The 25,209-nt window shown below is 38.9% G+C and carries 23 protein-coding genes; 11 read left to right on the forward strand and 12 right to left on the reverse strand.

The window, feature by feature from the left end:
* Positions 1–311 precede the first annotated feature (311 nt).
* From secDF to AC04Q1_RS07170, 3 genes are all read left to right on the forward strand, one after another.
* Positions 312–3,296, forward strand: coding sequence for a protein translocase subunit SecDF (secDF, locus tag AC04Q1_RS07160; RefSeq protein ID WP_478363201.1), 2,985 nt, complete (start codon positions 312–314; stop codon positions 3,294–3,296).
* 457 nt (positions 3,297–3,753) lie between these two features.
* Positions 3,754–5,079 (forward strand): NAD(P)/FAD-dependent oxidoreductase, encoded by a 1,326-nt coding sequence (locus tag AC04Q1_RS07165; RefSeq protein ID WP_478363203.1) that lies wholly within the window; start codon positions 3,754–3,756, stop codon positions 5,077–5,079.
* A gap of 241 nt (positions 5,080–5,320) precedes the next feature.
* A complete protein-coding gene (locus tag AC04Q1_RS07170) occupies positions 5,321–6,181 on the forward strand; it encodes a hydroxymethylglutaryl-CoA lyase (RefSeq protein ID WP_478363205.1) in 861 nt (286 codons plus the stop codon).
* 72 nt (positions 6,182–6,253) lie between these two features.
* Here AC04Q1_RS07170 and AC04Q1_RS07175 read toward each other — a convergent pair whose 3' ends face one another.
* From AC04Q1_RS07175 to fbaA, 3 genes are all read right to left on the reverse strand, one after another.
* Complete coding sequence (locus AC04Q1_RS07175; RefSeq protein ID WP_478363207.1) at positions 6,254–6,676, reverse strand: GNAT family N-acetyltransferase; 423 nt, start codon at positions 6,674–6,676, stop codon at positions 6,254–6,256.
* Entirely contained in the window at positions 6,651–7,157 is a 507-nt protein-coding gene (locus AC04Q1_RS07180) for a low affinity iron permease family protein (RefSeq protein WP_478363209.1), read from the reverse strand. The genes AC04Q1_RS07175 and AC04Q1_RS07180 overlap by 26 nt, the downstream gene beginning before the upstream one ends.
* A 135-nt stretch (positions 7,158–7,292) precedes the next feature.
* On the reverse strand, positions 7,293–8,372 hold the full coding sequence (gene fbaA, locus AC04Q1_RS07185; RefSeq protein WP_116252823.1) for a class II fructose-bisphosphate aldolase: 1,080 nt from the start codon (positions 8,370–8,372) through the stop codon (positions 7,293–7,295).
* A gap of 402 nt (positions 8,373–8,774) precedes the next feature.
* On the opposite strand from fbaA, the gene accD reads away from it, so the two are divergent.
* The 3 genes from accD to AC04Q1_RS07200 all read left to right on the forward strand — a co-directional run bounded on the left by accD (position 8,775) and on the right by AC04Q1_RS07200 (position 12,150).
* Complete coding sequence (accD, locus tag AC04Q1_RS07190; protein WP_131532007.1) at positions 8,775–9,620, forward strand: acetyl-CoA carboxylase, carboxyltransferase subunit beta; 846 nt, start codon at positions 8,775–8,777, stop codon at positions 9,618–9,620.
* A 275-nt stretch (positions 9,621–9,895) separates the two neighbouring features.
* A complete protein-coding gene (locus tag AC04Q1_RS07195; protein ID WP_478363212.1) occupies positions 9,896–10,360 on the forward strand; it encodes a YciI family protein in 465 nt (154 codons plus the stop codon).
* A gap of 242 nt (positions 10,361–10,602) precedes the next feature.
* Positions 10,603–12,150 (forward strand): M20/M25/M40 family metallo-hydrolase, encoded by a 1,548-nt coding sequence (locus tag AC04Q1_RS07200; RefSeq protein WP_478363214.1) that lies wholly within the window; start codon positions 10,603–10,605, stop codon positions 12,148–12,150.
* A gap of 188 nt (positions 12,151–12,338) precedes the next feature.
* Here AC04Q1_RS07200 and AC04Q1_RS07205 read toward each other — a convergent pair whose 3' ends face one another.
* From AC04Q1_RS07205 to glmM, 7 genes are all read right to left on the reverse strand, one after another.
* The gene (locus tag AC04Q1_RS07205; RefSeq protein ID WP_478363216.1) at positions 12,339–13,343 is read right to left on the reverse strand and encodes a cytochrome d ubiquinol oxidase subunit II; all 1,005 of its coding nucleotides are present in this window, start codon (positions 13,341–13,343) and stop codon (positions 12,339–12,341) included.
* A gap of 44 nt (positions 13,344–13,387) precedes the next feature.
* Positions 13,388–14,713 carry a cytochrome ubiquinol oxidase subunit I gene (locus AC04Q1_RS07210; protein WP_478363218.1) on the reverse strand — a complete coding sequence of 442 codons (1,326 nt, stop codon included), beginning with the start codon at positions 14,711–14,713 and terminating at the stop codon, positions 13,388–13,390.
* 534 nt (positions 14,714–15,247) lie between these two features.
* Entirely contained in the window at positions 15,248–16,147 is a 900-nt protein-coding gene (locus tag AC04Q1_RS07215) for an MBL fold metallo-hydrolase (protein ID WP_478363219.1), read from the reverse strand.
* A 75-nt stretch (positions 16,148–16,222) separates the two neighbouring features.
* The gene (locus AC04Q1_RS07220) at positions 16,223–16,426 is read right to left on the reverse strand and encodes a hypothetical protein (RefSeq protein WP_478363220.1); all 204 of its coding nucleotides are present in this window, start codon (positions 16,424–16,426) and stop codon (positions 16,223–16,225) included.
* A gap of 294 nt (positions 16,427–16,720) precedes the next feature.
* Positions 16,721–16,924 carry a hypothetical protein gene (locus AC04Q1_RS07225; RefSeq protein ID WP_316846695.1) on the reverse strand — a complete coding sequence of 68 codons (204 nt, stop codon included), beginning with the start codon at positions 16,922–16,924 and terminating at the stop codon, positions 16,721–16,723.
* A gap of 620 nt (positions 16,925–17,544) precedes the next feature.
* A complete protein-coding gene (locus tag AC04Q1_RS07230; RefSeq protein WP_478363221.1) occupies positions 17,545–18,693 on the reverse strand; it encodes a cysteine desulfurase family protein in 1,149 nt (382 codons plus the stop codon).
* Between the two features lie 131 nt (positions 18,694–18,824).
* Positions 18,825–20,210, reverse strand: a complete 1,386-nt coding sequence (gene glmM / locus AC04Q1_RS07235) for a phosphoglucosamine mutase (protein WP_478363223.1) — start codon at positions 20,208–20,210, stop codon at positions 18,825–18,827.
* Between the two features lie 272 nt (positions 20,211–20,482).
* On the opposite strand from glmM, the gene AC04Q1_RS07240 reads away from it, so the two are divergent.
* The 5 genes from AC04Q1_RS07240 to AC04Q1_RS07260 all read left to right on the forward strand — a co-directional run bounded on the left by AC04Q1_RS07240 (position 20,483) and on the right by AC04Q1_RS07260 (position 23,928).
* Positions 20,483–21,214 (forward strand): class I SAM-dependent methyltransferase, encoded by a 732-nt coding sequence (locus AC04Q1_RS07240; RefSeq protein WP_478363224.1) that lies wholly within the window; start codon positions 20,483–20,485, stop codon positions 21,212–21,214.
* A complete protein-coding gene (locus AC04Q1_RS07245) occupies positions 21,211–21,774 on the forward strand; it encodes a phosphatase PAP2 family protein (RefSeq protein WP_478363226.1) in 564 nt (187 codons plus the stop codon). The genes AC04Q1_RS07240 and AC04Q1_RS07245 overlap by 4 nt, the downstream gene beginning before the upstream one ends.
* 3 nt (positions 21,775–21,777) lie before the next feature.
* The gene (locus AC04Q1_RS07250) at positions 21,778–22,494 is read left to right on the forward strand and encodes a ZIP family metal transporter (protein ID WP_478363227.1); all 717 of its coding nucleotides are present in this window, start codon (positions 21,778–21,780) and stop codon (positions 22,492–22,494) included.
* Between the two features lie 158 nt (positions 22,495–22,652).
* Positions 22,653–23,258 (forward strand): Uma2 family endonuclease, encoded by a 606-nt coding sequence (locus tag AC04Q1_RS07255; protein ID WP_478363229.1) that lies wholly within the window; start codon positions 22,653–22,655, stop codon positions 23,256–23,258.
* A 67-nt stretch (positions 23,259–23,325) separates the two neighbouring features.
* Positions 23,326–23,928, forward strand: a complete 603-nt coding sequence (locus AC04Q1_RS07260) for a Uma2 family endonuclease (protein ID WP_478363231.1) — start codon at positions 23,326–23,328, stop codon at positions 23,926–23,928.
* 112 nt (positions 23,929–24,040) lie between these two features.
* Here the strand turns inward: AC04Q1_RS07260 and AC04Q1_RS07265 are convergent, their stop codons facing one another.
* Both AC04Q1_RS07265 and AC04Q1_RS07270 read right to left on the reverse strand, forming a co-directional pair.
* The gene (locus AC04Q1_RS07265) at positions 24,041–24,184 is read right to left on the reverse strand and encodes a DUF5522 domain-containing protein (RefSeq protein WP_478363233.1); all 144 of its coding nucleotides are present in this window, start codon (positions 24,182–24,184) and stop codon (positions 24,041–24,043) included.
* A gap of 80 nt (positions 24,185–24,264) precedes the next feature.
* Positions 24,265–25,206, reverse strand: coding sequence for an exonuclease (locus AC04Q1_RS07270; protein WP_478363235.1), 942 nt, complete (start codon positions 25,204–25,206; stop codon positions 24,265–24,267).
* Between the last annotated feature and the right edge of the window lie 3 nt (positions 25,207–25,209).

Here is a 25,209-nt window from a genome sequence, read left to right on the forward strand (position 1 = left end):
AGATCTCCAAAGACCACCACAACTGCCAGCTAAACCCGATTGGAAAGGATGCCAATTTTCCTTCAAAATTGGCAGGAGGCAAAGCGGGACCGAACCAAAGCCAAAAGCTGCTGCACCTGCTTTCCCAATTATTTGTCAGCATTATCACGTGGGTATTTGGTAAAACGATTATCGGACAGAAAACGAGATTATTGCCTGATAAAAATTATTGTTAATAAATTATCAATTAAGGGGTTCTATAATTTAAAAATTTAATTAGATTTGCCGACTTGTTAAAAAACAGCGAAAGACAAAATTATTTTAAACAAACAATGCAAGGAAAAGGTTTTATTAAGTTTATAGCGATAGTATTGGCTATCGTTTGTGCGTACGCACTTTCATTTACTTTGGTAGCATCCAAGGTGGAAAAAGACGCAAAAAACGCTGCGAAGGGTGATTTGGCCAAAGAAAAGGCTTACTTAGATTCGATGAGTACCGTGAAAGTTTATCCTTTAGTTGGATTTACCTATCAGGAGGTAAAAGCGAAAGAGATCAATTTAGGTTTGGACTTAAAAGGCGGAATGAACGTAACGATGGAGATATCGTTAGCGGAGCTGGTTAAATCGTTAGCGGGCAACCCTACTGATGGTAACTTCAACGCAGCAATTCAAAACGCACAGACAAAATTAAATGCCGGTGGCAAAGACTACATCAAAATTTTTGTTGATGAATTCGAAAAATTAAGCCCTGGCGTTAAACTTGCAGATTATTTTTCTAATCAGGATAACGCATCTCAGTTAAAACCTAGTGCAAGCAATGCAGAAGTTGAATCTTTCTTAGAGAAGGAAGCAACAAGTGCAATCGATCGTTCGTTTACAGTTTTACGCTCTCGTATTGATGGTTCCGGCGTTGTAAGTCCGAACATGCAAAAACAAGAGGGTAGTAACCGTATCTTAATCGAAATGCCAGGTGTGCAAGACCAGGAGCGTATGGCGAAACTTTTACAAGGTTCTGCCGAGTTACAGTTCTGGCAGGTATACCAGGTACAGGAAGTTGCGCCTTTACTAGAAAACATTAATAAAATTTTAGCGGCAACATTAAAAACTGATGCGCCTGCAAATAAAGATACAACTGCCGCTCCTGCTGCTGGTGGTAAATTAGCTGGTTTAGAAAAAGCAGCTGCTAAAGATACTACTGCTAAAGGTGGTAAACTTGCAGGCTTAGGTAAAAAAGATTCTACGGCTGTTAGAGCCGAATTGGCAAAATCTAACCCACTATATGCTGTTCTTAATCTTCCAATTTATCAGGGCGAAAACGGACAACAACAATTAATGCCAGGTGCAGTTGTTGGTATGTCGTTACAAAAAGATACTGCAAAGGTCAACAACTACCTAAAACTTCCGGAAGTTGCTGCATCTATTCCATCTACGATGAAATTTATGTGGAGTGTTAAACCAAGGGAAGGTTCGAGAATTTTCGAATTATATGCCATTAAAGTGGTAAGTGCCGATGGCAAACCAGATTTAGGTGGCGACGCGATCAGCGATTCGAAAGATGATTTCGATCAGCACAACAAGCCAGAAGTAACCATGTACATGACCAGCGAAGGTGCTGCTAAATGGAAAAAAATTACTGCTGAAGCTGCTGCTGATCCAAACAACAAAAAATCTATTGCTATTGTATTAGATAACCAGGTTTATTCTGCTCCAACCGTACAGAACGAGATTGCTGGTGGTGTTTCTTCTATCACAGGTAACTTTACCCAAACCGATACTAAAGATTTATCAAACATTTTAAAAGCTGGTAAATTACCTGCTCCTGCGCGTATTGCAGGTAGCTATGTAGTTGGTCCTACTTTAGGTGCACAAGCTATCCACGATGGTTTAATCTCATTCGTAATTGCCTTTATCGTAATTTTAGTCTTCATGGCTTTATATTATCACCGTGCAGGCTGGATTGCTAACTTTGCCTTGTTAATCAACTTATTCTTCATCATCGGTATTTTGGTATCGCTTGGTGCAGTATTAACCTTACCAGGTATCGCAGGTATCGTATTAACCATTGGTTTATCGGTAGATGCAAACATCCTGATTTTTGAGCGTGTTCGTGAAGAACTTGCCCATGGTAAAAACACGGCTACTGCAATTAAAGAAGGTTTTAAACATGCAATGCCATCAATCATTGACTCAAACGTTACCTTATTTATTCTAGGTGCCATCCTTTACGTTTTCGGTAGCGGGCCGGTTCAAGGTTTCGCAACTACTTTATGTATTGGTATCCTTTCATCATTATTTGCAGCTGTAGCGATTTCGAGAGTTGTTTTCGAATCGTTATTAAACCGCAAAATCGATGTAAGCTTCGATAACAGCCTAACACGTAATGCATTTAAAAACCTGGCCTTCAATTTTGTTGGCCGTCGTAAAATCTATTACATTATCTCTACCATCATTATCATTGCCGGTATTGGCATGTACTTCAAAAACGGCGGTTTAAACCTGGGTGTAGATTTTAAAGGTGGTAGAACCTATTTGGTTCACTTCGATAAAGCAGTTAACACTGAAGATTTAAAAACCAAGTTAAACCCTGTTTTCGGCAACGAAACCCCAGAGGTTAAAACTGCAGGTGAAGATAGTCAGGTAAAAATTACCACTACTTTCCACATCGAAGATCAGGACATTAAAACTGATAAAGTTGTAGAAGATGCTTTAAACAAAGGTTTAGCAGGTTCTAAATATGAAATCGTAAGCTCACAAAAAGTGACGCCGATTATCGCCAGTGATATCGTAAACGGTGCTTTCTATGCGGTATTGATCTCATGTTTATTCATGTTTATCTATATCGTAGTGCGATTCAAAAAATGGCAATATGGTTTAGGTGCGGTAATCGCATTATTCCATGATGTATTAATGGTATTGTCTTTCTACACGATTTTAGACGGTATTATGCCATTCTCATTAGAAATCGGTCAGGATTTTATCGCAGCAATTTTAACGGTAATGGGTTATACCATGACAGAAACAGTTGTTGTATTCGACCGTATCCGCGAGAAGTTAAAAGAATCCGGTAAAGAAGATTTACATGGCGATGAGCGTAATAACCTGATCAATTTCGCATTGAACAGTACATTAAGTCGTACTATCTTAACCTCGTTAACCGTATTCTTCGTGTTATTGGTTATCTTTATTTTCGGTGGTGATAGCATCCGTGGATTTATTTTCGCCTTGTTGATCGGCCGTATCATTGGTACCTATTCATCATTATGTATCTCTACTCCTATCGTTATCGATTTAGGTAGCTCAGCTGAGAAAAAGAAGTAAAAGATTAATAATCCTAAAATATATAAGCGTTCCGGGCATCCGGGACGCTTTTTTTATGTGCCATTACCATCAGGAAACGAAGACACGAAGTTGATCTTCTATATGTTTAATAATGGAAAAGCAAAGCCTGTAATTCTTCGCTTGCGATAGTCCTGCTATACATTCCAATCTTTTTAATTGGCACTGTTATGCTGAGGAACGAAGCATCTGTTTCATCGGTTTCAAATGCTTCGTTCCTCAGCCTGACAAGATGTTAGGGATTGCTACAAATTAAAAAGGATTTCCATTGCTATCAGGTTTATTTTATTCGGGACAGTGCTCAAAATTAAATAAAACTACGCTCCGTCATACCAACGTTATATCTTGATTATTATACTGGAATATCTGCCAAAACCTTATTCCCTAAACCTTTTGGCTACCTTTTTGTTACATTAGCGATAGATAAACCGATATAAAAATGGATTTACAACTTCCTAAAAGCGAATACCCTAGAGTAGTTATAGTTGGCGGTGGATTTGGTGGAATTGAGTTAGCTAAACGTTTAAAAAATAAACCCTTTCAGGTGGTTATGCTCGATAAGCACAACTATCATACTTTCCAACCGCTGCTTTATCAGGTTGCTACGGGAGGCTTGGAAGCAGATTCGATTGCTTTTCCTTTAAGGAAGATTTTTAAAGGACAGAAAAATCTAATTTTTCGGGTAACTAAGGTTACGGAAGTGAACGCAGCAGAAAACTGTTTGCAAACAGATATCGGCAGGGTTAATTATGATTATCTGGTGATTGCCACAGGTTCTACCAGTAATTTCTTTGGCAATAAAGAAATTGAAGCCAACTCAATGCCAATGAAATCAATTCCGGAGGCACTGGATTTAAGAAGTTTAATTTTACAGAATTTCGAAAAATCACTGATCGAAAAAGATTTGGATAAAAAAAGTGCATTGTTAAACTTTGTTGTAGTTGGTGGCGGTCCAACCGGGGTAGAAACCTCTGGCGCCATTGCTGAGCTTAAAAGACATGTAATCCCGAACGATTATCCGGAAATGGATTTGAGCAGGGTGAACATTTACCTGATCGAAAATTCGCCTGAATTATTGGGGGTAATGTCGCCACAGGCACAAAAGAAAGCCAAAGATTTCCTTACCGATATGGGCGTTCAGATCATGAACGAAACCAGGGTGCTGGGTTACGACGGACATACGCTTACGCTACAGGATAAGGCGCCGATTTTAAGTTCTACGGTAATTTGGAGTGCTGGTGTTAAGGGTGAAGTTTTAGGTGGTTTAAATCAAGCTGAAGTGGTTAGGGGTGGCAGATTAAAAACTGATACCCAAAATTTGGTGGTAGGCTACCAAAATATTTATGCCATTGGCGACGTAGCGGCCATTATTAATGAGGAAACACCAAACGGTCATCCAGGAGTGGCTCCTGCGGCCATACAACAAGGTCATCACCTTGCCAAAAACCTGATCAACATTAAAGAAAACAAGCCTTTAGAAAAGTTCAAATACTTTGATAAAGGCTCCATGGCCACCGTAGGCAGAAATAAAGCGGTTGTAGATATCGGTAAAATCCGTTTTCAAGGGGTTTTCGCCTGGTTTACCTGGATGTTTGTCCACTTAATGACTTTGGTAGGCTTCAGAAACAAAATTATTGTCTTTGTAAACTGGGTCTGGAGTTATTTCAGCTACGACAGGGGAACACGTTTAATTATCAGAACCTTTGCCAAAGACCGTAGTGTTGATTATAGAGACGAGGTACCGACTGAAGAGAAGGTTCATTAGTTTATTGGTCATAGCGATCCCCTGATGGATAATAGTTGATCGTGATGAGTTGATAGGCAAATGGTCTATTGTCAGTCCTAATGTAATTATCTTATCTGGAGTGTATCATAAATTTATATCCGTTTATGATGCACCATCGCTATCAACCACGTGACCATCAACTATCAAAACTTCAGCTCGAATCTAAAAATATTCTTTTCTTTGCGACAAACTTTGCGCATTTTGCGGTTAAACCAAAAATATGAGCCAGAATAAATTCAAATTAGTAGAATGCCCACGTGATGCCATGCAGGGTTTGCATGATTTTGTTCCAACAGCGCTAAAGGTTGAATACCTGAACCTTTTGCTTCAGGTGGGTTTTGATACGCTCGATTTTGGAAGTTTCGTGTCGCCGAAGGCCATCCCACAAATGGCTGATACAGCTGAAGTTTTAGCAAAATTAGACCTCAATAGCACCACGACGAAGCTTTTGGCCATTGTAGCCAATTTAAGGGGTGTAGAAGACGCTGTAAAGCATGGCGCGATCGATTACCTTGGTTTCCCTTTTTCAATCTCAGAAACCTTCCAGCAACGTAATACCAACTCCAGCATCACGCAATCCTTAACTACTGTTGAGGAAATGCTTTCGCTGTGTGCTAAAAACAACAAGAAAGCGGTAGTTTACCTGTCTATGGGTTTTGGCAATCCTTATGGCGACGAATGGAATGGTGAAATTGTAGAACAATGGGCTGATATTTTAGTGAGTAAGGGAGTAGAAATTCTGTCTTTAGCGGATACCGTTGGGGTTTCAACACCAGAAAAGATAACGAGTATATTGCCAAAACTGATTTCGAGGTTTAGCGGTACAGAAGTTGGTATTCATTTGCACTCCACTCCTGCTGAACGTTTTGAAAAGATAGAAGCTGCTTATCATTCAGGCGTAAAACGCATTGATTCGGCCTTAAAAGGCTTTGGCGGATGCCCGATGGCAGCTGATGACCTTACAGGCAATATTGCTACCGAAGATGTAATAGGCTATTTGAATGCTAAGGGAGAAAATTTAAACCTCAAGATGGATAAGTGGAATGAGGCAATGGCTTTATCGGGGGAGATATTTGGGTAATTTATTTGCCACGGAGCCACGGATCCTCACAGAAAATATTCTGTACCATCAGTGCCTCCGTGGCTTACTACATCAAACCTTCTTCACCATTTTAAAATGCTGTATTCCAGCCTCCTCAAACTGCTCGCCTTCGGCTACAAAACCAAATTTGGCATATAAACTCATGGCATCCAGCTGTGAGTTTAAATAAATGTAATGTGCATCTTCAGGTAAATCAGAAAGTGCCTCCGCTATTAGCGCACGGCCAACTCCCTGTCCTCTAAAATCCTTTAATACCGCAAAACGTTCCAATTTATAACCATTATCTGTTTTACGCCACCGGCAAGCACCACAAGGCTGACCGTTACTGGTGGCCAGAAAATGTACTGACTCATCTTCATGTTCCCATTCCAGCTCCGGCGGACAATTCTGTTCGTCTACAAAAACAATTTTACGTATAGCAAATACTTTATCTAAATCTTCGGGATGGTTAACTTTTTGAACGTGTAGACTCATTATCGTGGTGTTTAAAGTGTTTATTCGATTTTAATTTCATTTCATTGAGCTCTTTGGCTACATCTATGGAATGCGAACAATGAATATCGGCCTCTTTTTTGGCAAGTGTAGCAATCGTAACGTAAAATTTATGCAACTGGTCCAGTTCTTTTTCACTGAGGTCTTCAATATCCACCATACGGTTACTCGCACCCTGTTGAGCTGCAATTAATTCGTTCAATTTTAACTGAATGGCCTTACCATCTTTGTTCTGGGCCTTCTGAATTAAGAAAACCATCAGGAAAGTAATAATGGTTGTGCCTGTATTAATCACCAATTGCCAGGTTTCGGAGTAATTGAATAGTGGTCCTGTTACTGCCCATATAATTACAATTGCAGTTGCCGAAATAAAAGCAACCGAACTTCCTGTAAACTTTGTTGCCGCGTTAGCGAATTTTTCGAAAAAATTATTTTTCTTGGTTTCGTTTTTAGATTTTGCCATTACAATTTGTTTGCTTAAATATAACCATAAAACAAACAAAAGCGCCATAAGTTTTTAAACCTATGGCGCTTTTACCTTTAGCTGAAAAGTTGTAATGTTAGAATTATTGTAACCTTAAAACCTTAAAACATTCCATTAAAGCTTGTCGTTTACGTTGATACAGTTCAGGTCTTCGAAAGCAGTGGTTAAACGCTTTACAAAGGTTTCCTCACCTTTACGCAACCAAACACGTGGATCGTAGTATTTTTTATTTGGTTTATCATCGCCATCAGGGTTACCAATCTGGCCTTGAAGATAAGCTTCATTCTTTTTGTAATATTCTAAAATACCTTCCCAAAATGCCCATTGCATATCAGTATCGATATTCATTTTAATCGCACCATAAGAAATTGCCTCTCTGATTTCTTCCTGAGAAGAACCAGAACCACCGTGGAAAACAAAATTGATTGGTTTCTCTGCGGTTAAGCTGAATTTCTCCTTGATAAAATCCTGAGAATTTTTCAAGATTACCGGTTGCAATTTTACGTTACCTGGTTTATAAACACCATGTACATTACCAAAAGCAGCAGCAACAGTAAAACGAGGAGAAACTTTGCTCAATTCTTCGTAAGCATAAGCCACTTCGCTAGGTTGGGTATATAATTTAGAGCTATCTACATCGCTGTTATCCACACCATCTTCTTCACCACCTGTAACACCAAGTTCGATTTCAATGGTCATGTTCATTTTAGCCATGCGTGCTAAATATTTAGCAGAAATTTCCATGTTTTCTTCAATCGGTTCTTCCGATAAATCTAACATATGTGATGAAAACAAAGGTTTTCCGGTTTCAGCGAAGAATTTTTCACCGTGGTCTAAAAGTCCATCAATCCAAGGCAATAATTTTTTAGCGGCGTGGTCGGTATGTAAAACCACGGCAACACCATAATGTTCTGCCAATAAATGTACATGTTTAGCTGCCGATACAGCACCTAAAATACATGCCTGCAATTTCTCATTATCTAATGATTTACCAGCATAAAACTGTGCACCTCCGTTAGACAATTGAATCATAACAGGCGAATTTACTGCCTTAGCAGTCTCCAATACCGCATTAACCGTGTTTGTTCCGGTTACGTTTACTGCTGGTAAAGCAAACTGATGTTTTTTAGCCTGCTCAAACAATTCTTGAACGGCATCTCCGTAAATTACGCCTTTGTAGCCTTTTAAACTCATTTCTTGTTAATTTTATTAAGTCCGAAGTTATAAAAAAAAATAACATTCCAAGCTTTTGTAACAACAGAATTATTTGCCTAACAGCAAAATAAGGCCTATTTAGTGTAAAAAACACATTATCCTTAGTGTAAAAAAGACACACCTATCGAAATAATCAAATCACAATGATCAATTATCAAACATTACAACGTGCTTAGAAAAAAACAAACTGTATACATTCAGTTTGAATATTGCGTTTTAAGCATTAGTAGTTGCTTTGCTGGTCTGATCATTGGAACTCGATTAATGGATATTGGTCATTGCTACTTGACGATTTGTCTTTGATGCCAATTTGATGGTTGGTTATTCCTTATCTTTATTTTATTTTTCGTTTCTTTGCAATCCAATTCTTTAAAAAATTATATGGCTTGGTTTAAAAGAGAGAATAAAGGTATCATTACCACAACTGAAGAGAAAAAGGAAGCACCAGATGGCTTGTGGAATAAATGTCCGAATTGTAAGAAACCACTACATCAGGCAGAACTTCAGGAAAACAAATATGTTTGTCATTACTGCGATTACCACCTGAGGGTAGGCTCAAAAGAATATTTCGAGGTTTTATTTGACAACAACGAGTTTAAAGAGCTTTTCCCTAACCTAACATCAGGCGACCCGCTAAACTTTAACGATAACAAACCTTATACCGATAGAATTAAAGAAAGCCAGGCTAAAACAGGCTTAAAAGATGCTATCCGTGCAGGTGTTGGTAAAATCGAAGGACAAGATCTCGTGATTGCCTGTATGGATTTCGCCTTCATCGGTGGTTCAATGGGTTCGGTTGTAGGTGAGAAAATTGCCAGATCAATCGACTATAGTATTAAACATAAAGTTCCGTTCCTGATGATTTCAAAATCAGGTGGTGCACGGATGATGGAAGCTGCATTTTCATTAATGCAAATGGCTAAAACTTCTGCTAAACTGGCTTTATTGGGTCAGGCTAAAGTGCCTTACATTTCATTGTTAACGGATCCAACTACCGGTGGCGTAACGGCATCTTATGCGATGCTGGGCGATATTAATATTGCCGAACCAGGTGCATTGATCGGTTTTGCCGGCCCAAGAGTAATTAAAGAAACCATTAAAAAAGACCTGCCAAAAGGTTTCCAGACTTCAGAATTTGTTCTGGAACATGGTTTCCTCGATTTTATTGTAGATAGGAGAGCCATGAAAGCTAAATTGGGCGCTTTTATTAAAATGATGAATAACTAGTTTTGGTTAATCGGTTAATTGTTTAACTGGTTAATTGATATTTAGAAAAGCAGGGCGTGAATCACTTCGGTTAATTCAGTCCTGCTTTTCGTTTTATCCCGATGAAAAATATCGGGATGCGCACTACAATCAGGTTTATTTAACATAGGCCAGTGTTTCTTTTGTAAGGCTTTACTAACTAGCGTATTACCTCCCAACTTTCGGGCAGCCCTCAATTTGAGGGGAATATTAACAGCATTTTTTCTTATTTTTAAACTAACCAAACTAAAAATCAGATGAAAAAGCTATTATTACTCACCATCCTGATCACGGCCATTATTTCTGTTAATGCTCAGGAGAAAAAAGCCAAAGTGCCTTATGATGAAACCTTAGCCAAGAAACTCGGCGCCGATAATTATGGAATGAAAATGTATGTTCTCGTGATGCTTAAATCAGGTACCAATACCACTGAAACTAAAGCCAAAACCGATAGTTTATTTGCAGGGCATATGGCAAACATGGGCAAAATGGTTGAAGCACAAAAACTCGTGGTCGCTGGCCCGATGGGTAAAAACGACAAAAATTACCGCGGTATTTTCATTTTAAATACCAAATCAATTGAGGAAGCCAAAAAACTATTAGAAAGCGACCCTGCAATTAAGGCTAAATTACTCGAACCAGAATTATACAATTGGTATGGATCTGCAGCACTGGCTGAGTATCTGCCCTTTCATGATAAAATACAGAAGAGCAGTTTTTAGGTTTTAGCAATTTGTCACGTTGAGCCTGTCGAAACGCCTTAAATGGTGTTATGGTATGTTCTTCGACAAGCTTAAATTCTATATTGATGATACTACCCTCTTTAAACTGGCAACCATTCAACATTCGACAAGTGTCTGCTGTTACCAGCTGACCATAATCAACTGCAACATTTCCATTAACTTCCCCAACCCTATTTCTTATTTCATAAATTAGCGCATCAAATAACTAAACCTAACTAATTATGAATAAAAAACTACTATTTTCAGCGCTACTCCTATGCGCTTCGGCGAGCGTTTTTGCACAAGACAAAAAAGTAATCGACAATATTGTTAAGGAAGTGAATGAAAACTCTCAATTGGAGAAACTCGCTCACGAACTGTTAGATGTTGTTGGGCCACGCTTAGTAGGTTCCCCACAAATGAAACAAGCCAACGAATGGGCCGTAAAAAAATATAGCGACTGGGGCATCTCTTCCAGGAATGAAAAATGGGGCGTATGGGCTGGCTGGGAAAGAGGTATTACCCATATTGATCTAATAAGTCCACGGGTACGTACCCTAGAAGGCACACAATTGGCCTGGAGCCCATCTACCAACGGTAAAGCCATCAATGCAGAAGCGATTATCCTTCCGGAAATTATAGATTCGGTATCTTTTCAAAAATGGTTGCCCAATGTAAAGGGTAAAATTGTATTAATTTCGATGAACCAGCTCTCTGGCCGACCAGAAAAAAACTGGGAAGAATTTGCCACAAAAGATCTTTTCGAAAAGTTTAAAAAAGAAAAAGCCGAAGCAGCAAAAACATGGGCAGCCAGTTTGGCCAAAACCGGTTTAACTGCTAAAACACTTCCTGTAGCTTTAGAAAACGCAGGTGCGGTGGCCGTGGTGATCAATAACTGGTCGCAGGGCTTTGGTGTAGATAAAATTTTTGGCGCAAATACCACAAAAGTGCCAACTTTGGATTTATCTGTTGAAGATTATGGACTGGTTTACCGTTTGGCATTAAATGGCGATAAACCCAAGCTGAAAATTGAGGCTGATTCAAAAAAATCAGGCGCTGTACCAACTTTTAACACCATAGCTGAAATTAAAGGCACACAAAAACCTAACGAATATGTAATGTTATCAGCTCATTTCGATTCGTGGGATGGTGCAAGCGGCGCTACCGATAACGGTTCGGGAACCATTTTGATGATGGAGGCGATGCGCATTTTAAAGAAAATTTATCCTAACCCAAAACGCACCATCCTGGTTGGCCATTGGGGAAGCGAAGAACAAGGTTTAAATGGTTCAAGAGCTTTTGTAGAAGATCATCCGGAGATTGTGAGCAATCTTCAGGCTTTGTTTAACCAGGATAACGGTACAGGCCGCGTGGTAAATATCGGTGGACAAGGTTTCGCTAAATCAAAAGATTACATTACCCGTTGGTTAGCTGCCGTTCCCGACACCATTAAAAACCAGATCAAAACCAGCTTTCCGGGAACGCCAGGCGCTGGAGGTTCTGATTTTGCTTCATTTGTAGCTGCCGGAGCGTTGGGTTATTCATTGAGTTCTACGAGCTGGGATTATGGTACATATACCTGGCACACCAACCGCGACAGTTACGATAAACTGGTATTCGACGAAATCAGAAGCAATGTAATTTTAGCTGCCATTATGGTTTATATGGCATCTGAAGATCCGGAAAAAACTTCGACCGAAAAAGCAACCGATTTACCTGTAAACGAACGTACCGGGAAACCATCTACCTGGCCGGTACAGACGAAATCAAACAGAAAAGGTGGTTTGTAGGTAAGAATATTGAATCGTTTTATAAAAGAGCATTTAGAAACAGGTGCTCTTTTTTATCATGAAATCGCAGACACGAAATAAATAATCTGGTAGTGGTTTTTTGAGTGTCGTCACCCTGAATTTATTTCAGGGTCTAATTACAAAAAGATGCTGAAATAAATTCAGCATGACGTTTTTACAATATATATTTATTCCTCTTTCTGCTGAAATTTATAAAACAAATAACCCAAAAAAGGTAAAATCAGCACACTCCCCAGTAAAAGCGCTAAACCCAGGCTATAAATGGTTTTCTCTGGCCCCACGGTTTCCAGCAATGAAATTGCATCCCCGCTTTTTAAACGGATAAAGTTAGGAAAGTGCGCATAACTAATAGCCAGAAGTATCATCGTTACCTGAAAGCCTGCTAAAATTCGTAAAACCTTCGTTTTGCCTTTAATCAACAGGTACCATAACAACACAAGAGATAAACTGGCCAGTACAATGGCCGATAAACCTACATTACTTTTAAAAACCCAATCAATCAAAGGGATTTTATCACGTTGTGCCGCAATAAATACCATGGCACCAAAAACTACAGCAGCCACATTCATAAACTCGGCTTTTTTAATAAAACGGCGTTTGTCATGATCTTCCTTTGTTTCACCTATCAGGTAGATGGCTGCAAGGAAACCACATAATGCAACCGTAAATAACCCCACAGCGACCGAAAACCAGTTTAACCAGCCTGAAATATAGGCCGTATAGAAATCGGTCGCCTGTGTGTCGATATGGCCAGAAATCAGGCTACCTGCAATAATGCCGAGAAACAGGGCCGTAATAAAACTCGAATACCTGAAGATGCGGTTGTACAGCCACTGCATATCATCTTTAACGGCATCATAATGCCGGAATACAAAAGCAGTACCACGGGCGATAATCCCAATGAGCATAATGGCCAATGGAATATGCAGATAAACCGACATGGTGGTATAAATATGTGGAAAGCCCACAAAAAGGATTACGATGGCAATGATCAGCCACATGTGGTTGGCCTCCCAAACCGGACCAATGGCCTGGTACATGGTTTTCCGGGTTTTACTTCTGTTTTTGGTTGAGGTAAACAGCTCGATAATGCCTGCACCAAAATCGGCCCCACCCAATAAAAAGTATAGCAAAATGGCCATGCATAAAAATGTAATTACAACGTCTTCCATATTTTGGCGATTACACTGATTTTTTCGATTTCACAGATCACAAATTAATGATGATTTAATTCCGTTTTATTGTACAGCACGGGCACCATTTTAATCTGGCGATAAAGTAAAAACGTTACAATAATACTTAAGGAAACATAAATAGCTGAGAAAATATAAAATGAGTAGGCTATACCTGGCATTGGCGTAACGGCATCTTGCGTGCGCATAATGCCGTAAATAATCCAGGGTTGCCTACCAACCTCTGTTACCACCCAACCGGCCTCTAAAGCGAGATAACCAAGCGGAATGGCGAAAACAAATAACTTTAATAACCAGCGTTTTTCGGTTAACGGTTTCTTTTTGAAAAGCATGAAGAAATAAGTTAAGGATACCAAAAGTAGCAGCGTGCCAATTCCCACCATAATCTGAAAAGCATAATGGGTTATGGCTACGGGGGGATGTTCATTTTCGGGTATCCGATCTAATCCTTTAACCTCAGCTTTAAAATCGCCATGTGCTAGAAAACTTAAGGCACCTGGAATTTTAATTGCCCCTTTTACCGTTTTGTCTTTCTCGTTCACAATACCCCCAATTAATAGGGGGGCAGGTTTTTCGGTTTTATACAGCGCTTCCATTGCGGCAAGTTTGGCAGGTTGTCTTTTAGCCACATCTTTTGCCGAAATATCGCCGCTTAAGGGTTGTAATAAAGCGCCGATACAGGCAAATACAGCTGCTATTTTAAAAGCCTTTAAATGGAATTCCTTATTTCTATCCCTCAGAATCATTAAGGCATGTACACCTGCCACAGCGAAACCTGTTGCGGTAAATGCTGCTAAACACATGTGCAAGGCCTGACTAAACCACGCCTTGTTGAACATTGCCTGTATAGGGTCTATATTAAGGTATTGTCCCTTTACAAAATCAAAACCCGCCGGACTGTTCATCCAGGCATTTGCAGCAACTACTAAAATTCCGGAGGCCAAACCACTTACCCCTACTACCATGCCGGTAAACCAATGGAACCATTTATTCAGTTTATTCCAGCCATAAAGGAAAAAACCTAAAGCAATGGCTTCGATAAAAAAGGCGGTACCTTCGAGCGAAAAGGGCATACCAAAAATTGGTCCGGCTTGATCCATAAATTTTGGCCACAATAGTCCCAGTTCGAACGATAACATTGTACCTGATACCGCACCAGTTGCAAAAAATATAGCTACACCTTTACTCCAGGCTTTTGTAAGGTTTTTGTATACCTCATCATTTGTTTTAAGCCACTTATAATGCGATACGGCCATAAAGAAGGGCATCACCATGCCGATACAGGAAAAAATAATATGAAAGCCTAACGATAAGGCCATCTGGGAACGGGCTGCTATAAAATCATCCATGGGCTGTAGATTTTGAATTGTAACAAATATAGTTGATAAACACTAAAGCCTAAGGTAATTCAATGACGTTGAAAGGATTATTTTAAATATAGAACGTTTATAAATTGAAAAAAGATTTGGATGTTCTTTGCTATGAAATATTCAATATCAGGGAAGTCATTCCAGAGGTTGATTTATTTCATAAAAGTCAATATGATTGACGTTAGCAATGCTTTAGGTTTAGGAAATGAATGTCAGTATTCCTTGGGCAGCAGCAGCCCCGCTATTCGTTCCAGCCGATGAAGAATCGGCTGGAACGAATAGCGGGTTTATAATGAGGGGTTTATTGAAATATTACCTCCCAAACCCACCTTAGCGCCAGTTTATTTTATGGCCCAATAGTATACAAAACACTGATCATTAAACTCATAAATTAAAAAATCGATGATCGCGGAATCTAAAAAATGTCTTCGATGTGCAGGATTCACTAATTTATCTGCTTGTCATTTCAAAGCGTAATCTAGATCCCCTCCTAATCAGGAGGGGTTGGGAAGGTTAGCCCCCCTTCAACTCGTCATAAGCAGCCGTTAAACTTCTTTCAATGCCATCCCCCTGCCATTCGGGTGCATTAGGAATGGTGGTTGTTTTTAAGATATCTTCTTTGCTTTTACCAGCTTTGATTTCGCCACCAACAAAAGTCAAAAGATTCTGAAGATAATTTTGATAGGCTTTAACATCTGCTTTGTTTCCGGTTACTTTTTCCGGATCTAAGCTATGTCCCCAGATAAATAAGGTATCATTATCAAACTGGGCTAAAATTTTATCCAACGCGGTAATCCAGTTGCCGATATGTGCGCCATTTTCCCTGTCGATGTAAGGAAACCTACGGTTGAACACCAAATCGCCAACATGTACAATATTGGCATGTTCGAAATGGTAAACCGCATCGCCATTGGTATGACCAGAACCATAATAGTAAGCTTTTATGTTCTCATCCCCTACTTTTGCATTCCATTTTGTTCCAAATGTGGTGTCTGGCAATAACTGTTTATCGAGGTTATTTGCTTTTTCTGCTCCTCTTTTCTGATTGACTAAGGAGTTTTGATGCGCCACAACTTTCTCGGCCAAACCTTTAAATGAAATGTTCCCCGCAGTGTGGTCGCCATGGTGGTGGGTATTGATCAAATATTTGAAAGGTTTTTCACCCAATTTCTTTAATTCTTCTATCACGTGAGGGGCTGAAGCGGGAAACTGTGCGTCTACCACCACAAAACCATTGCTCGAATTTAACCAGCCTATAGTACCGCCCTGCTCAGTAAATATACCGACATTATTACGCAATGGTTTAAAGTTATAGGCCCGTAACAGATCCTGTTGTGCAAAAACATCTGTTTTATAAACCGAAAGCAAGGCCATCGCCAATGCCGAATTTTTGATAAAATTTCTTCTTTCCATTTTTGGGTTAAGCTAAAAAACCACAGCATTTGCCGTGGTTTAAATTTAATGATTTTGATCGTGAATTAACAAATTTTATATTCCTGATCCTGGTAGTGTTCCAGGCTCATGTCCTGGCCCAAATGAATTGTTCTTACGGTCTTTATCTTTGTTAAACAGATTTGTGGTCACTTTTGATGACTTGTTTTCATCAAGTGTTCTATCTTCTTTAAGATCTTCCGCTGTTTTATCCAGTAAATTGTTCTCAACAACTTTACCTTTTTCTTTATTCGTTTCCATAGTAATTGTAAATTGATGTACTAAAGGAACAAGTGAAAAATAAGATTGTTTTTAATAGTTGTTTTGGGAATGGGATTATTGATAACGACATTTCCATGTTTGGTGGCTCACCAAACACATTGCAATAATTTAAGATTATTATCATGTTGGTTCAAACGTAATTACTGTCCCCCGTTTGATGACAAAAATATTCCATCGGTTGGTGAGCCACCAACTAAGTAACCATATAGAGCATAGAAATATTTTAATGGTTGGTGAGCCACCAAGCATGGAATAAATACATCTATTTGGCAATTACAACATCGCTCCGGGAAGTTTGCCCAATTCGTGGATACAGCCGAAGGAATGAAATCTTCTTTTATGGATTTTGTTGAAATGGTTTGAAGACTCGAATGAAAACGGATTGAAAATAAATTTATAAATGTGTTTTCTTTCTTCATTCAATTTTTCTTCCAGTTTAGCGTTTTCCAGATTCTGAGTGTTGCGGTTCTTTTCCATGATGATATAAATTATTGAAAACCTGGCAGGCTTTCAGGGTTAACAATTTTAATAATAATAAAAAGCTATTTTAAAATTTGCTTAACCTTATACCATGGGGATTTTGATAAGGTTTCGTTCTGGAACAACAGGTAAAATGGCGTGGATTGCCTTACGTTTGATTAAATATAAGGTTAATTATTGGGTTTTGCAAGTTAATTTTTAGCTGTCTGGTCATCATGTGTTAACACTTGAAAAGCGTGTTTTTTTTGGGGAAATCAGTTGCAGATGCGTTTAGGTAAATACAATCCCGCTTTGCTCTTTATTTCGCTGCACTCGTGTCCGTTCCGATCGGGTTTAGATGGCACGACCGGTAATCCTATTTGGGGCTGCAACATGCCTAAAAATCCTACTTTGCATCATGTCATTAAACCGCAAATAGCAGCAATAAAGCTGTAGCTAAACCCGATTAAAGCGGATACCGGCCAGGTGCCTAAGGCCTGCGGGCGTATGAGCGAAAAGCAGGGCTAACATTAAAATGAAAAGCTAAACCTGCTTTCCAAAAAATCATTATTGAATTATTTTACCCACAAAAAAAGTCCCGATCTGCACCGGGACTCTCCTATTTGGTTAATGATATTTTACGCTAAAGCATTCTGCTTTACTACCATTTTAACTTTTTCGATTACATAATCCAACTCTTCTTTTGTGGTATACTTACTAAATGAAAAACGTACCGACGGACGGTTTGGATCGGCATTGATGCCCGTTAACACATGCGAACCAATGTTCGAACCAGATGAACAGGCACTACCACCAGATGCGCAGATCCCATTGATATCGAGGTTAAACAACAACATATCGGCCATATCCATCTCCGGGAAAGATACATTCAATACCGTATACAAACTCTTATCTGCATCGGTTTCGCCATTAAAGGCAATACCTGGAATCTCTGCAATCAGTTGTGCTTTCAAGTAATCTTTTAAGCCCTGGATATGTGCCTGGTGCTGATCCATTTCTGCGTAAGCAATTTCTAAAGCCTTGGCCAATCCAACAATACCATACACATTTTCTGTACCGCCACGCATGTTGCGCTCTTGTGCACCACCATAAATCATCGGTGGGATTTTAATATTGCTGTTCACATATAAAAAGCCAACACCTTTAGGCCCATGGAGTTTGTGTGCTGCACAAACAATAAAATGTGCTTTAAGTTCGCGTACGTTGTGCGGATAGTGCCCCATGGTTTGAACCGTATCGGCATGGTAAATGGCATTGTATTTTTCGCAGATATCGCCAACTTTAACCATATCAGTTAAGGTACCCAATTCGTTATTGGCATGCATTAACGAAACAAAAGTACGCTCGTTATTTTGAAGCAGTTCTTCTAAATGATTGTAATCAACATTTCCTTTTTCGTCGATGTTAACGAAACTTAATTTATCGATTTCGCCATTTTTAAGCATGGTATTTAACGTATGCTCAACCGCGTGGTGTTCTATTTTCGAAGTAATAGCATGTTTGATCTCATAAGCTGCAATACCGCAACGGATAGCCGTGTTATCGGCTTCAGTACCGCCAGAGGTAAAAAACACTTCAGATGGTGATGCATTTAGTAAACCAGAAACGGTTTTACGGGCTTTCTCTACAAGCGTTCTTACCTCGCGACCAAGCGCATGAATGGCAGATGGATTACCAAAATAGTTTTCCATCACGTTTGTCATTTCTGCGATTACTGCCGCATCTAAAGGCGTTGTGGCTGCATTATCTAAATAGACCCTTTTCATTTCTACGAATATTTATAAGTTAGTGTGTTGGAGAGCGGCCTTGCTAAGGATAATCTCCGTTTAAAAAGCCGGGGTTTAATCGTTTTATTAAACCCTGACCCGTATAATTAAGCCTAAAATCTTTTTGGGGACTAAAGGTGTAATATTTCTTTAATATCAGAAATAATCTTGTTTGCTAAACTCTCGGCAATGGTTTCATTTTCTGCTTCACTGTAAATCCTGATGATCGGTTCAGTGTTGGAACGACGCAAATGTACCCAAGTTTTATCAAATTCTATCTTCAAACCATCAATTGTGCTGTACGGCTGATTTTTATACTTCTCTTCTACCTGTTTCAACAGATTATCAATATCCATTTCTGGTGTAAGGGTAATCTTGTTTTTAGAAATATGGTATTGAGGATAACTTGCCCTCAATACTGAGATTGATTTTCCAAATTTAGCCAAATGTGTTAAGAATAAAGCAATTCCAACTAAAGCATCTCTACCATAGTGCGATTCAGGGTAAATAATTCCCCCGTTTCCTTCGCCGCCGATAATGGCATTTGTAGCTTTCATTTTGTTAACCACATTCACCTCTCCTACCGCTGATGCATTATATTCTGAACCTGCTTTTTCGGTCACATCGCGTAAAGCACGTGTTGATGAAAGGTTTGAAACGGTATTTCCTGGTGTATTTTTCAATACATAATCAGCAACCGCAACCAAGGTATATTCTTCACCAAACATGCTGCCATCTTCGTTTACGAAACACAAACGGTCGACATCAGGATCAACTACAATACCTAAATCCGCATTTTGTTTCTGAACTTCTTTCGATATTTCGGTCAGGTTTTCTGGTAGTGGCTCAGGGTTGTGCGGAAAATGCCCATCCGGTGTGCAGTATAGCTCAACAACTTTGCTCACGCCTAAGGCTTTTAACAAAGCAGGGATAAAAATACCGCCTGTTGAGTTTACACAATCGATCACTACTTTAAAATCAGCTTTTTTAATGGCTTCAACATCAACTAAAGGTAAGGCCAAAACTTTATCAATATGTTTTTGAAGGTAAGTATCATTTTTGATTACTTTACCCAATTTGTCTACATCAGCAAAATCAAAATCGGCACTTTCAGCCAAATCTAAAACCTCTTTGCCTTCTGCATCGCTAATAAATTCGCCGTTTGCATTCAGTAGTTTCAGGGCATTCCATTGTTTAGGGTTGTGGCTTGCTGTTAAAATGATACCGCCACCTGCTTTTTCATCAGGTACAGCTACCTCTACAGTTGGCGTAGTAGATAAACCTAAATCCACCACTTCAATACCCAAGCCCTGTAAAGTTCCAATAACCAAATTATTTACCATCTCACCCGAAATACGGGCATCACGACCTAAAACAATTCTTTTATTGCCTGTTTTCTGTATTACCCAACTCCCATAAGCAGCTGTAAATTTCACAATATCAAATGGGGTTAAGCCGTCGCCAGCTCTTCCACCAATGGTTCCTCGTATTCCTGAAATCGATTTTATTAAAGTCACTTTATATAATTTATTTGAGGCTCAAAAATAAGAAAAAAAACAAGACAGCCGCTATTTTAGCAGGCTTGTGCAAGTTAATTTACATTGTTTTTATATCCATTGATGCGATCAATTTTATAGATTCGGGCAGGCTGCCAAAAACAAACGTGTGTTTAATTGGAATGGAGATCCATAATATTCCTGCAACTTTATTGCATAAAAACATATTCTAACTTTACTAGCGATTGTAAAACCTTATATTTGCATCTTTTTAAGATACAAACGGCTTTTATATGCAGCGCAAGTGGTTTCAATATTGGTTTAATTCGCCATACTATCATATTCTATATCAACAACGAAATGATGCTGAAGCCGAATTTTTCATCGATAAACTTACGCAATTCCTAAACCCAAAGACCGATGCCAAAATGCTCGATATTGCTTGCGGGAAAGGTCGGCATTCCATTTATCTCAACAAAAAAGGTTTTGATGTTACCGGAATAGATTTATCAGAACAAAGCATCAAATACGCCAAACAATTCGAAAACAGCAAATTGCATTTCCTGGTACACGATATGCGCAGGTTGTTTTATATCAATTATTTTGATGTAGCTTTAAACCTGTTTACCAGTTTTGGTTATTTCGACACCGAGAAAGACCATGTAAATGCACTTAAAACCTTTAGAAAGTGTTTAACGGCAGAAGGTATTTTGGTGCTTGATTATTTTAACACCGAAAAGATTGTCCGCAATTTAAATTCATGCGAAACAAAATCACTTGATGGTATAACTTTCAACATCACCAAAAATGTGATTGATGGAAAGATTATCAAAAAAATAAATTTCGAAGACCATCAAAAGGTTTATAATTTCGAAGAGCGCGTTCAGGCATTTAGTTTTGAAGATTTTCAGCGTATGCTTACCAAAGCTGGGATGACTATCTATAAAACATTTGGCAGCTATGGTTTAGATGATTTTGATGAATGCACTTCGGATCGCTTAATTTTAATCTGTAAAAAAGCATGATAGAAAGCATACAGCAATTTGATGTAGAATTGTTTTTGAAAATCCACCGCGGGCTTTCAAACAGCTTTTTTGACTGGCTGATGCCCTTAATGCGCAACCGTTTTTTTTGGTCGCCGCTTTATCTTTTTATCGTTGTATTTTGCATCAAACAATATAAAAAACAGGGTTATTATATTATCGGCATGGTGCTTTTTACTTTTGCCATGGGCGATTTAATCGCTTCTAGAGTGGTAAAACCCTGGGTAGCACGCGTAAGGCCCTGCAACGATTTAAATCTTTCAAACTACATTATCCACCGCGTACCTTGTGGAAGCGGATTAAGTTTCCCTTCTGCCCACGCCACCAATCATTTTGCGATAGCCGTTTTTTTGATCTGCATTTTCTACAGCAGGTGGAAACCTATTTTGCCTATCGGCATATTCTGGGCATTCATCATCAGTTTTGCACAGGTATATGTTGGTGTTCATTACCCTATCGATGTAACTACGGGTGCTTTGTTAGGTATAACAATAGGCATGATCTGTTCGAGAATATTTAAAAAATTACAACCTGATTTTTAACCTATGGAAATCTGGAAACTCTGCGTACTCTTTTTCTGTGCCTTTTTAGGTGGAACAGCCATATTTTTGGTAAAAAGCGATAAATCTAAGCTGCTGAAACTGATTTTGTCGTTCAGTGGCGCTTATCTATTTGCCATTACGGTTTTACATCTAATCCCCGATGCCTACAGCGGTCCGGATAAAGGACAAATCGGTATTTTTATTCTGATTGGTTTCCTGTTACAAATTTTCCTCGAACAGTTCTCTGAGGGCGTAGAACATGGTCATATCCATAAGCACCACGACGGGCATGTTTTCCCATTCGGGATTATGATCAGTTTGTGTTTACACGCCTTTTTAGAAGGGATGCCGTTGGCAAAAGAACAGCATAACGAATTAATTTTCGGAATTTCGTTACACCATATCCCGGCAGCTTTTGCCCTGGCCAGTATATTATTGCAAAACCATTTCAAGAAAAGTAGCATTGTATTTTACCTGCTGGTATTCGCTATTATGGCACCATTGGGCTTTTATGTAAGCGTTGGCCTCAGCAATGGAACCATTGGGGGTTTAGATGCTTATTTCAATAAGATTATGGGAATAGTAATTGGTATTTTCTTGCACATTTCAACCACCATCCTATTTGAATCGAGTGCCGACCACAAAATCAATACCCGCAAAATGATAGCCGTTTTACTGGGTATTGGGGTCGCGTTGATTGGTTTCTTTGCGGGACACTAGTTCAGTTGGCAGTTCCCAGTTGGCAGTTCCCAGTTGGCAGTTTTCAGTTAACCGATTAATCAGTGTTAACCATTAACCGATTTACCAACCAATAGCCGTTTTAAATACTTAATCGTTTATAATATTTATCCTTACGTAAAACATTAGTAAATTCGTATATGGATGAGATTGTAAATGAACCGGCTGTAGCATACCATAAAAGGCATTATACTGTTGAGGAATATCTTGAAATGGAGAAACCATCAGCTGTAAAGCACGAGTATTTCCAGGGGGAGGTATTTGCAATGTCTGGTGCAGGTGATAATCACAACGAGATTTTCAGCAATGTTTTCGGAGAGATAGTTCACAAACTTAAAGGCAAGCCTTGCAGGGCTTATGGAAGTGATAAACGGATGAATATTCCCGAAAATACGTTGTTTACCTATCCCGACATCTCGATTTATTGTAACGGATTAATACACAGCGACGTTGATGAAGACACCTCTATTTTACCTACGATAATTATTGAAATCCTGTCAGCCTCAACCAAAAATTACGACAGAGGAAGAAAATTCAACCTGTATAAAGATATTCCATCATTAAAAGAATACATTATGATCGATTCTGAATCAGTGTTAGTAGAGGCTTATTACATTAATGATGAGCAAAACTGGGACCTTCACCAACACCAGGATATTTCTGATATCTTAACACTTGTTTCGATGGGATTTGATATCGGCTTAGCCGATATTTATGAGCATGTTTCCTTTAGTGCTGCAATATGATACACTTTGCAACTCAATCGTCCAGCTTAAACAACTAACCTTCAGACAAAATTAACTAAATCGATATATGGATGAGATTGTAAATGAACCAGCCGTAGCATACCATAAAAGGCATTATACCGTGGAGGAATATCTCGAGTTGGAAAAAGCATCGACAGTGAGGCATGAGTATTTCCAGGGGGAGGTATTTGCTATGTCGGGTGCCAGCAATAATCATAACTTTTTGTTTTCCAACGTTTTCCTGGCAGTCGGCAGTAAATTAAAGGGTAAATCTTGTTATATTTTCGGGAGCGACATGCGAATGAATATTCCTGAAAATACCTTATTTACTTATCCTGATATATCAATTTATTGTAATGGATTAAAGCATACCGAATTTGATGGGGATACCGCGATTTTACCGACTGTGATTATTGAAATCTTATCGCCGTCAACCAAAACTTACGATAGAGGAAAAAAATTCAATTTATATAAGGATATTCCATCATTAAAAGAATATATCCTGATTGATTCGGAATCTATTTCGGTGGAAGCTTATTATATTAATGATGAGCAAAATTGGGCACTTCATCAACACCAGGATATTTCTGATACATTAATACTTGTTTCGATGGGGTTTGATGTTGCCTTAGCCGATATTTATAACCATGTCAGCTTTAATACAAAGTAATTAAGCCTTAATTGATAAAATAGGCTTTTTCTTTACACCCTGCCGATCAACCTTGATTTATTTAGGTCAACACCAAAATATTAGCGCAGTTAACTGAGAACTGTCAACTGGATCACTTTTTCTCTTTCTGCTTTCCATAACCCCATGGACAATGCTTGCATTTATTTTTGCAGCAATACCCGCGTTTAAGGTGATAGGCTGCTGTAAACACCATCAATCCATCTTCATTAAAATAAAAATCTTCGCCTTCTTTCATGTATGACCGATTATGGATCCTGAAACAGGTTCAGGATGATGAACAGCAAATATTTTAATGCCGTCCTTCGATTACAATTACTAATTTAATATTTTAACTTCCAGTTTATCTTTAAAATAGTTTTTAAGCTGTTTACCATCGCCATGCAAGGTCCATACCTGTGTTGGTTTCACTTTCTCAATGGTTTCTAAAATCGCAGCCCAATCGGCATGATCAGAAATATAAAGTGAGATTCCGTTTTGTTGCTGCAGGTTTTTCCACCCGGAGGCGAAGGCACGCACCACGTTAATGGCCTTATGGTAACTGTGAAAAACCATTGGAGGAACAATGTAAACCTGATGTTCCTGATTATTTTTCATCACCTTCCTATCGTACATTTTATAGTTTCCCACTTTCATCCCATAATCTTCATAAATTTTAACAAAAGGCATGATGCTATGGTGAACCATGATATTCTTTGTTGGGCAATATTCGTTCAGCAATTGGATAATCCGTTGGCTTTTACCCAAAGCATAAGATCCCAACATAATATTCGCATTGGTTTCGTTCAGCTTTTTGATTTCATCAATTGGCGAAGGGTGCTTCGTTTCAGGATTGGCAAAAGTGCTTTCGGTAATCAATACATCTGCTTCAACAAATTCAAAAGGCTCACAGGTACTATCGGGTTCAATCTTATAATCACCTGTGTATAGATATTTAACCCCCTTGTACTCCATTAAAACCTGCGCAGAACCTAAGATATGTCCGGCAGCATAAAAAGTAATGGTTACTTCTTTTATTTTGAACGCTTCGTGATAAGTTTTTGTAAAAAAATCAACCGCTGCGAATTTGCGGTAACGGTGTTTCATAAAAGTTGCGGTAGCAGCCGTACAATACACATTCTGGCTTCCACCAATGGCATGATCGCCGTGGGCGTGCGAAACCACAGCTTCTTTAACAGGCTGTTGTGGATCAAGGTAAAAATCGCCATAAATACAATATAAACCCGTTGGGGTAATGGTGATAAAATCTTCTAAAATCATAAT

The organism is Pedobacter humicola (assembly GCF_056490705.1).

Excerpts from the sequence above, each read along its gene's own strand:
- AC04Q1_RS07240 (WP_478363224.1), top strand. The coding sequence starts at position 20,483 with ATGCAGCGCAAGTGGTTTCAATATTGGTTTAATTCGCCATACTATCAT.
- AC04Q1_RS07210 (WP_478363218.1), bottom strand. The coding sequence starts at position 14,713 with ATGGATGATTTTATAGCAGCCCGTTCCCAGATGGCCTTATCGTTAGGC.
- AC04Q1_RS07215 (WP_478363219.1), bottom strand. The coding sequence starts at position 16,147 with ATGGAAAGAAGAAATTTTATCAAAAATTCGGCATTGGCGATGGCCTTG.
- AC04Q1_RS07200 (WP_478363214.1), top strand. The coding sequence starts at position 10,603 with ATGAATAAAAAACTACTATTTTCAGCGCTACTCCTATGCGCTTCGGCG.
- AC04Q1_RS07205 (WP_478363216.1), bottom strand. The coding sequence starts at position 13,343 with ATGGAAGACGTTGTAATTACATTTTTATGCATGGCCATTTTGCTATAC.
- AC04Q1_RS07220 (WP_478363220.1), bottom strand. The coding sequence starts at position 16,426 with ATGGAAACGAATAAAGAAAAAGGTAAAGTTGTTGAGAACAATTTACTG.
- AC04Q1_RS07260 (WP_478363231.1), top strand. The coding sequence starts at position 23,326 with ATGGATGAGATTGTAAATGAACCAGCCGTAGCATACCATAAAAGGCAT.
- AC04Q1_RS07245 (WP_478363226.1), top strand. The coding sequence starts at position 21,211 with ATGATAGAAAGCATACAGCAATTTGATGTAGAATTGTTTTTGAAAATC.
- AC04Q1_RS07180 (WP_478363209.1), bottom strand. The coding sequence starts at position 7,157 with ATGGCAAAATCTAAAAACGAAACCAAGAAAAATAATTTTTTCGAAAAA.
- AC04Q1_RS07265 (WP_478363233.1), bottom strand. The coding sequence starts at position 24,184 with ATGAAAGAAGGCGAAGATTTTTATTTTAATGAAGATGGATTGATGGTG.
- AC04Q1_RS07270 (WP_478363235.1), bottom strand. The coding sequence starts at position 25,206 with ATGATTTTAGAAGATTTTATCACCATTACCCCAACGGGTTTATATTGT.
- AC04Q1_RS07250 (WP_478363227.1), top strand. The coding sequence starts at position 21,778 with ATGGAAATCTGGAAACTCTGCGTACTCTTTTTCTGTGCCTTTTTAGGT.
- AC04Q1_RS07225 (WP_316846695.1), bottom strand. The coding sequence starts at position 16,924 with ATGGAAAAGAACCGCAACACTCAGAATCTGGAAAACGCTAAACTGGAA.
- AC04Q1_RS07170 (WP_478363205.1), top strand. The coding sequence starts at position 5,321 with ATGAGCCAGAATAAATTCAAATTAGTAGAATGCCCACGTGATGCCATG.
- fbaA (WP_116252823.1), bottom strand. The coding sequence starts at position 8,372 with ATGAGTTTAAAAGGCTACAAAGGCGTAATTTACGGAGATGCCGTTCAA.
- secDF (WP_478363201.1), top strand. The coding sequence starts at position 312 with ATGCAAGGAAAAGGTTTTATTAAGTTTATAGCGATAGTATTGGCTATC.
- AC04Q1_RS07165 (WP_478363203.1), top strand. The coding sequence starts at position 3,754 with ATGGATTTACAACTTCCTAAAAGCGAATACCCTAGAGTAGTTATAGTT.
- AC04Q1_RS07195 (WP_478363212.1), top strand. The coding sequence starts at position 9,896 with ATGAAAAAGCTATTATTACTCACCATCCTGATCACGGCCATTATTTCT.
- AC04Q1_RS07230 (WP_478363221.1), bottom strand. The coding sequence starts at position 18,693 with ATGAAAAGGGTCTATTTAGATAATGCAGCCACAACGCCTTTAGATGCG.
- AC04Q1_RS07255 (WP_478363229.1), top strand. The coding sequence starts at position 22,653 with ATGGATGAGATTGTAAATGAACCGGCTGTAGCATACCATAAAAGGCAT.
- accD (WP_131532007.1), top strand. The coding sequence starts at position 8,775 with ATGGCTTGGTTTAAAAGAGAGAATAAAGGTATCATTACCACAACTGAA.
- AC04Q1_RS07175 (WP_478363207.1), bottom strand. The coding sequence starts at position 6,676 with ATGAGTCTACACGTTCAAAAAGTTAACCATCCCGAAGATTTAGATAAA.